13 protein-coding genes are annotated in these 12,278 nt (G+C 65.6%); 5 read left to right on the forward strand and 8 right to left on the reverse strand.

The window, feature by feature from the left end; all coding sequences use genetic code 11:
• Positions 1 to 2: 2 nt before the first annotated feature.
• The 3 genes from ACTJKT_RS12595 to ACTJKT_RS12605 form a co-directional block, all read right to left on the reverse strand.
• The gene (locus ACTJKT_RS12595; protein WP_025809297.1) at positions 3 to 719 is read right to left on the reverse strand and encodes a response regulator; all 717 of its coding nucleotides are present in this window, start codon (positions 717 to 719) and stop codon (positions 3 to 5) included.
• Between the two features lie 106 nt (positions 720 to 825).
• Positions 826 to 1,458: a TetR family transcriptional regulator C-terminal domain-containing protein gene (locus tag ACTJKT_RS12600; RefSeq protein ID WP_440787310.1), complete on the reverse strand. Its 633-nt coding sequence runs from the start codon at positions 1,456 to 1,458 to the stop codon at positions 826 to 828.
• Positions 1,459 to 1,560: 102 nt separating this feature from the next.
• Positions 1,561 to 2,610, reverse strand: coding sequence for an ABC transporter substrate-binding protein (locus ACTJKT_RS12605; RefSeq protein WP_440787311.1), 1,050 nt, complete (start codon positions 2,608 to 2,610; stop codon positions 1,561 to 1,563).
• A 207-nt stretch (positions 2,611 to 2,817) separates the two neighbouring features.
• On the opposite strand from ACTJKT_RS12605, the gene ACTJKT_RS12610 reads away from it, so the two are divergent.
• Both ACTJKT_RS12610 and ACTJKT_RS12615 read left to right on the forward strand, forming a co-directional pair.
• Complete coding sequence (locus tag ACTJKT_RS12610) at positions 2,818 to 4,779, forward strand: oxidoreductase (RefSeq protein ID WP_440787312.1); 1,962 nt, start codon at positions 2,818 to 2,820, stop codon at positions 4,777 to 4,779.
• 70 nt (positions 4,780 to 4,849) lie between these two features.
• Positions 4,850 to 5,467, forward strand: a complete 618-nt coding sequence (locus ACTJKT_RS12615) for a cupin domain-containing protein (protein ID WP_025809300.1) — start codon at positions 4,850 to 4,852, stop codon at positions 5,465 to 5,467.
• A 10-nt stretch (positions 5,468 to 5,477) separates the two neighbouring features.
• Here the strand turns inward: ACTJKT_RS12615 and ACTJKT_RS12620 are convergent, their stop codons facing one another.
• From ACTJKT_RS12620 to ACTJKT_RS12630, 3 genes are all read right to left on the reverse strand, one after another.
• Positions 5,478 to 5,984: a GNAT family N-acetyltransferase gene (locus ACTJKT_RS12620; RefSeq protein ID WP_440787313.1), complete on the reverse strand. Its 507-nt coding sequence runs from the start codon at positions 5,982 to 5,984 to the stop codon at positions 5,478 to 5,480.
• Between the two features lie 44 nt (positions 5,985 to 6,028).
• Positions 6,029 to 6,613, reverse strand: a complete 585-nt coding sequence (locus ACTJKT_RS12625; RefSeq protein ID WP_440787314.1) for an HD domain-containing protein — start codon at positions 6,611 to 6,613, stop codon at positions 6,029 to 6,031.
• A gap of 126 nt (positions 6,614 to 6,739) precedes the next feature.
• On the reverse strand, positions 6,740 to 7,312 hold the full coding sequence (locus ACTJKT_RS12630) for a helix-turn-helix domain-containing protein (protein WP_440787315.1): 573 nt from the start codon (positions 7,310 to 7,312) through the stop codon (positions 6,740 to 6,742).
• 175 nt (positions 7,313 to 7,487) lie between these two features.
• On the opposite strand from ACTJKT_RS12630, the gene ACTJKT_RS12635 reads away from it, so the two are divergent.
• Complete coding sequence (locus ACTJKT_RS12635; RefSeq protein WP_440787316.1) at positions 7,488 to 8,600, forward strand: endonuclease/exonuclease/phosphatase family protein; 1,113 nt, start codon at positions 7,488 to 7,490, stop codon at positions 8,598 to 8,600.
• 45 nt (positions 8,601 to 8,645) lie between these two features.
• Here ACTJKT_RS12635 and ACTJKT_RS12640 read toward each other — a convergent pair whose 3' ends face one another.
• Positions 8,646 to 9,344 carry an alpha/beta hydrolase gene (locus ACTJKT_RS12640; RefSeq protein WP_440787317.1) on the reverse strand — a complete coding sequence of 233 codons (699 nt, stop codon included), beginning with the start codon at positions 9,342 to 9,344 and terminating at the stop codon, positions 8,646 to 8,648.
• A gap of 170 nt (positions 9,345 to 9,514) precedes the next feature.
• Here ACTJKT_RS12640 and ACTJKT_RS12645 point away from each other — a divergent pair, with 170 nt between their 5' ends.
• Positions 9,515 to 10,456: an AraC family transcriptional regulator gene (locus ACTJKT_RS12645; RefSeq protein ID WP_440787318.1), complete on the forward strand. Its 942-nt coding sequence runs from the start codon at positions 9,515 to 9,517 to the stop codon at positions 10,454 to 10,456.
• Positions 10,457 to 10,487: 31 nt separating this feature from the next.
• On the opposite strand, the gene ACTJKT_RS12650 is transcribed toward ACTJKT_RS12645, so the two are convergent.
• Positions 10,488 to 11,690, reverse strand: a complete 1,203-nt coding sequence (locus ACTJKT_RS12650; protein WP_440787319.1) for a PrpF domain-containing protein — start codon at positions 11,688 to 11,690, stop codon at positions 10,488 to 10,490.
• A 233-nt stretch (positions 11,691 to 11,923) separates the two neighbouring features.
• On the opposite strand from ACTJKT_RS12650, the gene ACTJKT_RS12655 reads away from it, so the two are divergent.
• Positions 11,924 to 12,277, forward strand: coding sequence for a DUF3302 domain-containing protein (locus ACTJKT_RS12655; protein WP_440787320.1), 354 nt, complete (start codon positions 11,924 to 11,926; stop codon positions 12,275 to 12,277).
• Position 12,278 lies beyond the last annotated feature (1 nt).

Consider the following 12,278-nt stretch of genomic DNA (forward strand, 5'->3'; position numbering starts at 1 on the left):
ATTCATGCCGCCACACTGGCAGTGAACAGATACCCGGCGCCGTGGATGGTGATGATCAGTTGCGGTTCGGCCGGATCGTCATGCAGCTTGCGGCGCAGGCGACCGACCAGCACATCGATGGAGCGATCGTTGGGCACCCACTCGCGGTTGCGGATCTGGTCCATCAATTGGTCGCGGCTCAGGGTATGCCCACTGTTGCGCAGGAACACACTGAGCAGCTGATATTCGCCCTGGGTCAGCAGGGTTTCGCCACCGTCCTGGTCGATCAGGCGCCGGCGATCGGTGTCCAGGGCCCAGGCGGCGAACTGTTTGACCGGGCGCGCAATCGCCGGCTCGGGCTTGCACGCCTGGGCATGGCGCACCCGACGCACCAGGTTTTTTGCCCGGGACACCAGTTCGCGCGGGTTGAGGGGTTTGATCACGTAGTCATCGGCGCCGCATTCCAGGCCCACGATGCGGTCGATCTCGTCGTTGCGCCCGGTGATCAGGATGATCCCCACCTCCGAACGCACCCGCAGCTCCCGGGTCAGGGTCAGGCCGTCCTTGCCCGGCAGGCGGATATCCAGCATCACCAGATCGACCACGTGGGAGGCCAGGAAGGTTTCGGCCAGCTCCGCCGTCTCGGCGCAGTGCACTTCGTAACCTTCCTGGGAGAGATAGGCATGCAGCAGTTCGCGAATCAGCGGATCGTCGTCGACGATCAGTACCCGAGGAGTCATCGCTTGTTGTCCTGGACCTGCCCGAAGGCGCGTTTCTTATTAGAGTTTTACCGCATCAGCGCCCAGAGGTTAGCCACTGCTGAACGATCGATCAACAGCCCTCCGTCTATCGCCGGAATCGCCGCCGGGCACCGGCCTGCAAACCGTCGACCCAGGCCTCGCAGATCTGTATGCCCTGGTTCGGGGTGAAGGTCCCGGAGTTGAGCCCCGACTCCAGCCAGAGCCCGTCGAGCAAGGCGCTGAGGCTGATCGCGGCGAGGTCGGCATCGAAGTCTTCCCAGCCCTCCTCCGTGGCCAGATCGCCAAGCACCCCGCTCAGCTCGTTGCGGTACTCGCCATAGGAGTGTTCGTGGGCCTGGTTGATCGCCTCGGCGGTCTTGACCGCGCCCCAGAACGCCAGCCAGGCGTCGAGCAACTGCGGGTCGAGCAACTCGGCCGAGAACGAACCCCGAAAGAACGCCGACAAGCGCTCCCGGGCACTCGGCGCGGCCTGGGCCATGGCCTCGCGCAACAGCTGCATGACCCGCCCGGTCACCGCCAGATAGGCCTCGGCCACCAGTTCGTCCTTGCCTGAGTAATGATGGCTGATCAGCCCTACCGACACCCCGGCCTCGGCACAGATCCGCCGTATCGAAGCGCCCTGGAACCCATGGCGCTTGAGGCAGACCAGGGTGGCCTCGATCAGATTGGCCTTGCGCAGTTCCGGCTCCATCCGGGAAAAACGGGCTTCCTGACTCATCGGCGGCAATCTCCTGTGGGCAATCGATGGGGGCGGCGCTGAACGACTGTACAGCAAGAACCCTGGCCGCCTCCAGCGCTCGCCCCGCTTGGCCCCGGGCGCTTACTTGCTGGCCCAGGCGTTGAAACGCTCTTCGAGCTCCTCGCCATGGTCGACCCAGAACCCCACGTCCATCGCCAGCGCGCCCTTGAGGTTCTGCGGCGCGGTGGGCACCCACCGCGACAGGTCGGGATCGAGCCGGGCGGCCGCCTCGGTGTTGGTCGGCCCGTAAGGAATCTGCTCGACGTACTTGAGCTGGGCCTCAGGGCGGTTGGCAAAGGCGATGAAACGCTTGGCCTGCTCGACATGCCTGGAGCCCTTGATGATCGCCCAGTAATCCATGCCGTACAGGCTGCCGGGCCAGACCAGCCCCAGATGGCTGCCGGCCTGGGCCGCCTGGGCGACGCGGCCGCTATAGGTCGAGGTCATCACCACATCGCCGGCCGCCAGCCACTGGGCCGGCTGCGCCCCGGCCTCCCACCACTGGATATAGGGCTTGAGCTGGTCGAGCTTGGCGAAGGCGCGATCGATACCCTGCGGCGTATTCAGTTGCGCATACACATCCTCGACTTTCACCCCGTCCGCCAGCAGCGCGAACTCCAGGTTGTACACCGCGCGCTTGCGCAGGCCGCGCTTGCCGGGAAAGGTCGCCACATCCCAGAAGTCCGCCCATGAAGCCGGCCCCTTGGCCAGTTTGTCCGTGTCATAGGCGATGGCCACGCTCCACACCAGGGCCGCCGAGCCGCAGGCTTGCGCCGCGTCGGCAATCAGCTGCTCGGCGCGCCCCAGGACCTTCCAGTCCAATGGCTCGTACATGCCCTCCTCACAACCGCGCATCAGGTCCGGACCTTCGATCTGCACCAGGTCCCAATCGACATTGCCGGTGTCGACCATGACCTTGATCCGGGCCATTTCGCCGTTGTACTCGCTCTGGATCAACTGGCTCCGGTCAATGGCGCTGAACGGCTGGAAGAACGCCACATCCTGGGCTTTTTGAGCGGCGCCGCCGTAACCGACCACCACCATCTGCGGTGCCGCCTGGGCGCAGCCCAGGCCTGCGGCCAGGGACAGCAACAAGGGGGAGAAAACGTGCTTGAGCCTATTGGATTTCATCGCTGGATCCTCGTGCAGGTACCGCGCGGGCAAGGTGCCGGCGCAGCCCTTTTTTATTGTTGTGAGGTTCGCCCCAGGGGTGGGCGCAGGTCGAAGCTACTGCAACGCCAAGTAAAAAAACAAGTTGATTTTTTACTTTGGGTAAATTTCTATAGGGCAAAACAATAACGCCACACCTCTTGGCCGCGGCCCCGCTGGAGCACCTGCATGTCGATCTCAAGCCCTGCTTTCGCCCATCTTTTCGAGCCATTGCAGCTGCGTGGCAAGCGCCTGAAGAACCGCATCATGTCCAGTGGTCACGACACCTCGATGCCTACCGACAATCTGGTCAATGAACAACTGATCGCCTATCACCGGGCCCGGGCCGAAGGCGGTGTCGGGCTGATCGTGCTGCAGGTGGCCGGGGTCCACGACAGTGCGCGCTACACCTCCCATGTGCTGATGGCCACCGACGACGCCTGCATCGACGGCTATCGGCAGCTCGCGCAGACCTGTCACGCCCACGGCACCCTGGTGCTGTCGCAGATCTTTCACCCCGGGCGGGAAATCATGGAGTCCAGCGACGGCCTGCTGGCGGTCGCCTATGCCCCTTCGGCGGTGCCCAACGAACGCTTCAGGGTCATGCCCCGCGCCCTGGACCAGGGCATGATCGACGAGATAGTCGAGGGTTACGCAGCGGCTGCGCGGCGCCTGCACCAGGCAGGGCTGGATGGCGTGGAAGTGGTCGCCAGCCATGGTTATCTGCCGGTGCAGTTCCTCAACCCGCGGGTCAACCGGCGCAGCGACGAATACAACGGCGACCTGCAGCAGCGCCTGCGCTTTCTGCGCGAAGTCATCGCGGCGGTCCGGGCCAGTACCGACGAACAGTTCATCATCGGCCTGCGCATCAGCGCCGACGAGCGCGACCCCGAGGGCCTGACCGAGGACGAGTCCCTGGCGGCCGTGCAAGCCATGCAAGCGCAACTGGACTACGTGCATATAGTCGCGGGCACCTCGGCGTCCCTCGGCGGCGCCGTGCACATCGTGCCGCCGATGGCCATCGAGGCCGCCTACCTGGCCAGGGAAGCCGGGACCTTCAAGGCCAGCCTGAAGATTCCGCTGTTCGTCACCGGACGCATCAACCAGCCCCAGGAAGCCGAACTGATCCTCGCCCGCGGCCAGGCGGATGTGTGCGGCATGACCCGCGCGCTGATCTGCGATCCACAGATGCCGAACAAGACCGAGACCGGGCGCGCCGAAGACGTGCGCGCCTGTATCGCCTGCAACCAGGCGTGCATCGGGCACTTTCACAAGGGGCTGCCGATCTCCTGCATCCAGCATCCGGAAACCGGGCGTGAGCTGCAGTTCGGCCGCCTGCAACCGACCCTCAAGCCGCGTCGGGTGATGATCGCCGGCGGCGGCCCGGCCGGGATGAAAGCCGCGGCGGTGGCCGCGCAGCGTGGGCATGAGGTGACCCTGTATGAGGCCAGCGCGCAATTGGGTGGCCAGGTGCTGCTGGCGCAACTGCTGCCGCGCCGCAGCGAGTTCGGCGGCGCCAGCACCAACCTGCAGCGGGAGATGGAACTGGCCGGCGTGCGCGTGGTGCGCAACACCCGCGTCGACCGCGCCCTGGTGGAGCGCGAGCGGCCGGATGTGGTGATCATCGCCACCGGGGCCGAACCTTATTGGCCAGCCTTCGAGCGCGGCGGTGAATTGCAGGTGGTGGACGCCTGGCAGGTGCTGCGCGACGAGGTGCAACTCGGGCGCTCGGTGGTGGTGGTCGATTGGCGCTGCGACTGGATCGGCCCCGGCATCGCCGAACGCCTGACACGCGCCGGGCATCAGGTGCAGCTGGCGGTCAACGGCACCCACTGCGGGGAAAACCTGCCGCTCTACGTGCGCGATCAACTGGCGGGGGAACTGCATCGACTGGGCATCGCCATCACGCCCTATGCCCGGCTCTACGGTTGCGACGACAACACCCTCTACCTGCAACACACCGCCAGCGGCGAGCCGATGCTGCTGGAGAACGTCGATAGCCTGGTGCTCTGCCAGGGCCATCAGCCAGTGGATAGCCTGGCCACCGAGCTGCAAGGGCTGGTGGAATTCCAGCGCATCGGCGACTGCCTGGCGCCGCGCACCGTCGAGGAAGCGATTTATGAAGGCTTGAAGGTCGCCTGGCAGCTTTGAGCCTGTTTATACTCCGAGGCCTTCAGGCGGGCGCAGCGACGTGCCCCCTCTTCCCGGTTCGGAACACGCCATGAGCAACAGCAGCACGACGCCGCCTGCCAGCAGCGCGCCCACGCCAGCGAGCGGCGCGGCAGCGCCACACTTTCTCGGGACGCGGATTCGCGGCCTGCGCAAGCGCCGCGGCATGACCCTGGCCACCCTGGCCCAGATGAGCGAACTGACCGCCGGTTATATCAGCCAGCTGGAACGCAACCTGGCCTACCCGTCCATTCCCGCGCTGTTCAATATCGCCCGCAGCCTGGGCGTGACCATCCAGTGGTTCTTCGCCAGCGAAGCCAGCACCGCGCCTGAAGACAGCGGCTATGTGGTGCGCAAGAACAGCCGCCTGAGCGTGCATTACGAAGACGGTATCGTCGACCAGTTGCTGAGCCCGCAGCCCAACCGCCAGCTGGAAATCCTCCACTCGCGTTTTCCGCCCGGCACCTACAGCCAGCAAAGCTACAGCCATGAGGGCGAGGAAGCCGGTTATCTGCTGTCCGGGAGCTTCGAGCTGTGGGTCGGCGAGCGCTACTTCCAGCTCAACGAAGGCGACAGCTTCAGCTTCTCCAGCCAGGAACCCCACCGTTATGGCAATCCCGGCGAGGTCGATGCGCTGGTGATCTGGGTGATTACCCCGCCGACCTTCTAAGCCCCAGCCTTTAGCCTTGGGCGTCAAACCCATCATGGAAGCGGACTTCGCCCCGCGGGCTGCTGCCGTCGAAGGACAACGCCTGGAAATATTCGGCTGGCACACCCGGCAGCACCAGCTCGTCCCGGGCCTTGAAGCCGAAGCGGCCGTAGTAGCCGGGGTCACCCAGCACCACGCACCCCGCGGCGCCCAGGGCCTGGAGTTGCTCCAGCAGTTGGCGGATCAGTCGCGAGCCGATGCCCTGCCCCTGATACGCCGGCAGCACCGAGACCGGTGCCAGGCCGTACCAGGCGCTTTCGCCCTGGCTCAGGGTCACCGGCGATATGGAGGCATGGCCGATCACCACGCCCTCGCGCTCGGCGACCAGCGATAGGGTGAGGACTCCCGCCTCGCGCAGGGCGTTGACGATGTAGTGCTCGGTATGGCTCGAGTGTTCCTCGGTGAGGAAAGCTTCGCGGGTCACGGCGGCGATGGCCGGGATGTCGGCGGGTCGTTCATTGCGGATCTGAATAGTCATTTTGCCTCGTTGAAATATACAAAGATGTTTGGCGCCCGCCTGCCTCAGGCATCGGTCGCTGCCTGTTGCCGAAGGTGGCGCCGGGTGTCCTCGTCGACCAGCTCGCGCAGCGTCTGGAACAAGGGGCTGGCGCTGGTGTAGCGGCGACCGTAACCCAGGTTGAAACCGTAGTCGAAATCGTCCGGGTTCTGGCCCTGATTGTGTTGCAGCAGGGTTTCCAGCTTGTCCAGCGCCTTGACCGCCCGCGCCTCTTGCGTGCTGGCGGCTTCATATTCTTCCCACAGCCCAAGCAAGCTCTCGCGCAGCGAGGGTTCCAGGCTACGGGTCAGCTGCAACAGGTCCGCGCGCTCCTGCTCGCTCTTGTGCGGATGGGCCGCCTGGCTGACCGCCGGGATATCGCCATGGATCGCCTCGCCCAGGTCATGGATCACACACAGCTTGAGCAGTTTCAGCAGGTCCAGGCCGGCCAGTTCCTGCTCGAAGGTCAGCACCATCAGGCACAGGCGCCAGCTGTGTTCGGCGGTGCTTTCCTGGCGGCCGCCGGAGGTATGGGCACTGCGCAGCACATCCTTGAGTCGCCCCGCTTCGCGCAGGAACGCCAGTTTGCCTTTGAGGGTTTGGTCAGTCATCACGCCGCTTCCTGCTGCTGGGCACAGGCACGACAGCCCGGCCAGTGATTTTCGGAAGCACAAGGTTAGGCAGCGGATCGCCGTCGGTCCACGGATAAAATATCCGCGCCCTGCCCTGGATCGCCCTCAGAGGGTTTCCACCAGGCGCGCCGCCGTGCCGTCGGACAGGGTCAGGCGGGTCCAGCGGCAGAGGCTCTGGCGGATCGGCACGATGGCGGAATCGTTGGCCCCGCTGACGAACTCCAGGGACGGTGGCGCCAGCATGCTGCGCCAGCCCAGATCGTCCAGCGCCGCCTCCTGGCTGACGATCTCGGCCGTGGAAAAGCCCCACAGCGACTCTCCCAGCAACTCGCTGACCGGCACCGAGAACTGCGCCGCCCGCGCCGGGGAACAGGCCAGCAGGCGGTGGGTCAGGTCGCACACCAGGTGCACCGGCCGCGGGCTGTCGTTGACCAGCCGCGCCAGGGCCTGGTCGGCCCCTGGCTGCAGGCGCGCCGCCAACAGTTGCTCGAGCCGCGCCTGTTCGGCCGGCTCCATGGCCTGCGCCCCGCTTTCCCAACGGGAAATGGTCGACTGGGCGACATTGAACAGCTGCGCCGCGTGTTGCTGCTTGACCCGATGCAACAGGCGCCAGCGCCTGAGCGCAACGCCCAGATGCGTTGTAGACAGGAAGGGCGACTGAAGGAAAGGGCCAGCCATGCAAGCGCTCCGCGGAAGGTGACAAGAGCGGCAAGTCTGGCAGCTGCGCGGCGCCTCCGGCAAATCCCGGCGCCAGACCCAGGCTCGCCAAGGCGCTGCCCAGCCTGTCGGCATTCGGTCATTTTTATCGGTTGTAATGCTCTTTGACGTCCGCCCCACTCACAGGAGGAGCACGATGAGACTCGCGTCCTACAACGTTGAAAACCTGTTCAACCGCGCCAAGGCCATGAACCTGGAAGGCTGGGCCGAGGGCAAGCCGGTGCTGGAGAGTTTCGCCCGGCTCAACCAGCTGCTGGGCGAGCCCCTCTACACGGACCAGGACAAGGCGCAGATGGTCAAGCTGCTGACCGAGCTGGGGCTGAGCAAGTCGGACAAGGGCCCCTTTGTGATCCTGCGGCAGAACCGCGGCAGCCTGGTCAAGCGGCCCAAGGCCGGGGGCCTGGAGATTGTCGCCAACGGCCGCACCGAGTGGGTCGGCTCGCTGGAGCTGATCGAGGCCCCGGTGGACCTGGAAGCCATGCGCAATACCGCGCGGGTGATGATCGACCTGCAAGCCGATGTGCTGGCGGTGGTCGAGGCGGAAAGCCGCCCGGCCCTGCGCGACTTCAATACGGAAATCATCGGCGCCCTGGGCGGCCCGCTGTACCGGCATGTGATGCTGATCGACGGCAACGATACGCGGGGCATCGACGTCGGCCTGATGACCGCCGAGGGCTACCCCATCGGCCAGCTGCGCAGCCATGTCGACGACACCGCGGCCAACGGCGAGCTGATCTTTTCCCGCGATTGCGCGCAGTTCCAGATCCCATTGCCCAACGGTAAACGGCTGATCGTGCTGGTCAACCATCTGAAGAGCAAAGGCTTCGGCAGCCTCGCCGCTTCGGCGAAAAAGCGCCTGGCCCAGGCCGAGCGGATCAAGCTTATCTACCAGGAGCTGGTGGCCCAGGGCGAGGCCTATATCGCGGTGGTCGGCGACTTCAACGACACCCCGGACAGCGCGCCGCTGGAGCCCTTGCTCAAGGGCACCGACCTGAAGGATGCCTTTGTCCATCCGGCCTTCGATGATGGCGGTTACCCCGGCACCTTCGACACCTGCAAGGCGGCGAACAAGATCGACTACCTGCTGCTGTCGCCCGCGCTGTTCGCCACCGTCACCGCCGGCGGCGTATGGCGCAAGGGCATGTGGCCGGGCAGCAAGCCCAAGCGCTGGGAGGTCTACCCGCAGCTGGACAAGAAGGAAAACGCCGGCTCGGATCACGCGGCGGTGTGGGTCGACCTGGATCTGTGAGCCGAACAGGCCCCGCTCCTGAGCGGGGCCTGAGGCGCAGTCTTGTCAGCCCTTGGCGGTGGCGCTGGCCGCCTCGTCGATAAAGGCCGCGACCTCTGCCGCCCGCGAGGCCAGCGAGGCATGGGAGCTGGCCAGGGTGAGGGTCTTTCGGGGGTTGAGCCGGGCGGCCATCATTTGCTGGTTGCGCGGATGGATCATGCGGTCGTCGCTGGATATCTGGTACCAGGACGGCTTGTTCTTCCAGGCCGGCGCGCTGATGGTATCGCCGAAGGTGCTGGCCAGCGGCGCCTTCTGGGTCACCGCCATGACCAGCGCTTCGTCGGCGCCCAGGTCCTGGCAGAAGCTTTCATGGAAGGCCTGCGGCTTGAGCCACAGGTAGCCATCGCTGTCCGGCTCGAGGTTGGCCGCCGCCGCGGGCAGTTGCTGCTGGGTAATCGCGCCCGGGCTTTCGCCGGCATCCGGGGCGAAGGCCGCGATGTACACCAGCCCGACCACGTTGGGCTGGTCGCCCACTTCGGTAATCACCGCGCCGCCGTAGGAGTGCCCCACCAGCAACACCGGGCCATCGACCTGGGCAATCATCCTGCGGGTACGCTCGACGTCATCGGCCAGCGACGTCAAGGGCATTTCCACCGCGCGGATTGCGCTGTAGCCCTTGCGCGCCAACTCGATGATCACCTTGCTCCAATGGGCCGCATCGCCCCAAAAACCGTGCACCAACACAATCGTAGGCTGATCACTCATGAGCTTGAATCCTCTGTCTGGATAAAGACCGCTCGCCGCTGGCGGCGGTACTGCCGGCCCGGGGCACTGCAGGAAGGTCGCTCGTCGGGCAACAAGGCAGGAGACGCCCTCCCCCGTGCTGGCTTATGCTCGGGCGCGCTCATTATCGAAGGGGACGGTGCCGACCGACCATGACCGAGAAGCCGAAGACTGTGCAGAGACACCTGACCCCACCCGCTTCGCCATCCGACCTCAGGCACCCGGCCGCCGATGTGTTTTTCGAAGTGTTCAGCCTGGCCCGGATGCGTGGCGAACTGCTGGGCGAGACGCTCCTGCAACCCGGCCAGGTGCTGCAGCGAGCGGCGGGCGGCGCCTGTTTCCATGTGATCCAGGACGCCGGCTGCCAGCTCAGGCTCAACGGCACTAACGAAACCACCCGGCTGGTGCCCGGGGACATCCTGTTCGTGCCCCACGGCCAGGCTCATCAACTGCACAGCGCTGCGGATGCCAGCCCGGACCTGCCGGCGCGCATCACCAGCGGGGTCTTTCAGTTCGAGGGCGGATGCGGCCAGGCCTTGATCCAGGGCTTGCCCGGGGTGCTGCAAGTCAGCTGCCAGGGCGAGGACCCGAACGACCTGATCGGCTCCCGTGAATGGCTGTCGCTGACGGTGGCGGCGATGCAGAAGGAAGTGCAGAACCCCTCGATCGGCAGCCGCATCATGCTGTCGCGGATCATCGACCTGATGTTTATCTGGGCCGTGCGCCATTGGCTGGCCCACGCCCCGCAAGGCATCGGCGGCTGGATCGCCGCCCTGCGCGACCCGCTGATCGGCCAGGCGCTGGCGCTGCTGCACGCCGAACCGGGCGCGGCGTGGAGCGTCGAGCGCCTGGCCGGCCTGGTCAACCAGTCGCGCTCCAACCTGGCGCAACGTTTCACCCAGCTGGTGGGCCAATCGCCGATGCGCTACCTGATGCACTGGCGCATGCAACTGGCCGGTCAACGCCTGCAGACCTCCAGCCTGCGCATTTCGCAGATCGCCGAACAACTGGGTTATGAATCGGAAGCGGCCTTCAGCCGGGCCTTTCGCCGTGAGTTCGGGGTCGCTCCCAGCGAATACCGTTCAGTGGGTTGAGCCGCACGTCTGCGATTGCCGGATACGGGATTCAGCCCCGCCCTTTCAACGCCTCGAACAACGCCGCCGAGGCGTTGTACAGCGGCACCCGGCCCTTGAGCAGGATCTGCGCGCTGCGTCGGTAGGCGGCCGCGTCGATGCGCATCGAACCGCCCTCCTCGCGCGCGGTGATCAAGGTGTCCAGCACCCCTGCCGGATTTTCGATCGACACCGGGTATTCCGCCGTGGTGGCGCTCAGCGGCTTGGGCGTCTTGAGCAACTCATGGGCCACGGTGCCTTGCGCCAGGCAGGCGGCGGCCAGGCAGCAGCCACCGGAGACGGCCAATGAAGGATGGGCATTCTGCGGGGTGAAATAACGGGTATTGATATCGCCCGTGCCCTGGGCCGGGCTGACGATGCAGATCTTCGGCAGGGTTTCGCTGCGCTGCAGTTCCTCGGCGCTCATCAGGGCGCCGCTGCGGTTGCGCAATTGCATGCGCAGGCCGCCCTGCACCATCAGGCCGATCAGCCGCGCCTTGAATTCGCCATCGGCGTCCAGCTGCGCCGGAGTTTCCAGGCCGGTCTTGCCCAGGTCCGCAGCCTGGACAATGACCATCGGCACCGCCACATCGAGGCAGGTGGCGCGCACGCCGTCGAGCAGGTCGATACGCTGCCCGGTGGGAAACAGCTGGCCAGTCTTGGCCCCCACCGGGTCGCTGAGAAACAGGTCGACCCCGGGGAACACGCCATTGACCCCGGGAATCCGCGTATCGCTCAGCAGGCGACCGTCGCGGAACGCCAGGCGCGCAAGCATGGTGGTCTGGGTGTTGCTGTTGAAGATCTCGATCTGCGCGCTGTCCTGGTCCGGGCTCAGCCAGCCACGCTCCAGGGCGTACAAGGGCAAGGCCGCCGACATGTTGCCGCAATTGACGCTCCAGTCGATCGTGCTTTTACCCGCCGCCAGCTGCGCCAGGGTGCTGACCAGACGCGACTCGCCCGGCCGCCGCTCGGCAATGAACACCTTGTTGCTGGTAGGCCCGCCACGGCCCAGCCCGGTGATCTGGTTATTGCCCGGCAGGTCGCCACTCAGCGGCACACCCATCAAGTGCCGCAGCAGTTCCTCGACCAGTGCCTGGTCCTCGGGCAGGGTCTCACGAGCCAGGATCAGGCCGGTGGACGTACCACCGCGCGCATGCCAGACCGGAAACTCAAGGATGCCAGCGCGGATTTCGGGAAGGTCCAGTTCAAAAGGCATGATCGGGCTCGCAACGATGGACGACAGGCAGGGATCATAAACCGCTGCCCGCACGAGCGCAGCTTTCCAGGTTCAAGGCCGCGCGCGCCCTGGAGGGCAGCCAGGCAGATGAATGAACTTGAACTAGTATGGATTGCGTAAGGCCCGTGCCATCGGACAGTCGGATGGCCGTGGCCGATCAAGGTGCTTCATAAGCGGTTGCGTGCGAGCTGAAGGCTTCCGGGAGGCGAATCATGCTCGATCAGATTGCGCTGGGCATTCTTATCTTCGCCGGGATAGTCCTGTTCTACGGAATCATCGTCCTGCACGATATTCCCTACGAAATTGCCGTCCATCGGAACCATCCACACCAGGACGCGATTCACGCGGCCGGCTGGGTCAGCCTGTTCACCCTCCATGCGCTGTGGCCGTTCCTGTGGATCTGGGCCATGTTGTACCGCGAGGATCGGGGTTGGGGGTTTGCCACCGGCAAGCCGCAGCCGCATGGCGAACAGAGCCTGGCGCAAGAGCTGGCCGAGCTGCGCCAGCGGGTCGAGCGACTGGAGGGACAATCCCAGGCCGGGGCCCACCCGGAAAGGAAGATGTGAC

The organism is Pseudomonas sp. 22526 (assembly GCF_052044735.1).
In the GTDB taxonomy this organism is placed as follows: domain Bacteria; phylum Pseudomonadota; class Gammaproteobacteria; order Pseudomonadales; family Pseudomonadaceae; genus Aquipseudomonas; species Aquipseudomonas piscium.

Coding starts and splice junctions, on each gene's coding strand:
- ACTJKT_RS12595 (WP_025809297.1), bottom strand. CDS start 719: ATGACTCCTCGGGTACTGATCGTCGACGACGATCCGCTGATTCGCGAA.
- ACTJKT_RS12600 (WP_440787310.1), bottom strand. CDS start 1,458: ATGAGTCAGGAAGCCCGTTTTTCCCGGATGGAGCCGGAACTGCGCAAG.
- ACTJKT_RS12605 (WP_440787311.1), bottom strand. CDS start 2,610: ATGAAATCCAATAGGCTCAAGCACGTTTTCTCCCCCTTGTTGCTGTCC.
- ACTJKT_RS12610 (WP_440787312.1), top strand. CDS start 2,818: ATGTCGATCTCAAGCCCTGCTTTCGCCCATCTTTTCGAGCCATTGCAG.
- ACTJKT_RS12615 (WP_025809300.1), top strand. CDS start 4,850: ATGAGCAACAGCAGCACGACGCCGCCTGCCAGCAGCGCGCCCACGCCA.
- ACTJKT_RS12620 (WP_440787313.1), bottom strand. CDS start 5,984: ATGACTATTCAGATCCGCAATGAACGACCCGCCGACATCCCGGCCATC.
- ACTJKT_RS12625 (WP_440787314.1), bottom strand. CDS start 6,613: ATGACTGACCAAACCCTCAAAGGCAAACTGGCGTTCCTGCGCGAAGCG.
- ACTJKT_RS12630 (WP_440787315.1), bottom strand. CDS start 7,312: ATGGCTGGCCCTTTCCTTCAGTCGCCCTTCCTGTCTACAACGCATCTG.
- ACTJKT_RS12635 (WP_440787316.1), top strand. CDS start 7,488: ATGAGACTCGCGTCCTACAACGTTGAAAACCTGTTCAACCGCGCCAAG.
- ACTJKT_RS12640 (WP_440787317.1), bottom strand. CDS start 9,344: ATGAGTGATCAGCCTACGATTGTGTTGGTGCACGGTTTTTGGGGCGAT.
- ACTJKT_RS12645 (WP_440787318.1), top strand. CDS start 9,515: ATGACCGAGAAGCCGAAGACTGTGCAGAGACACCTGACCCCACCCGCT.
- ACTJKT_RS12650 (WP_440787319.1), bottom strand. CDS start 11,690: ATGCCTTTTGAACTGGACCTTCCCGAAATCCGCGCTGGCATCCTTGAG.
- ACTJKT_RS12655 (WP_440787320.1), top strand. CDS start 11,924: ATGCTCGATCAGATTGCGCTGGGCATTCTTATCTTCGCCGGGATAGTC.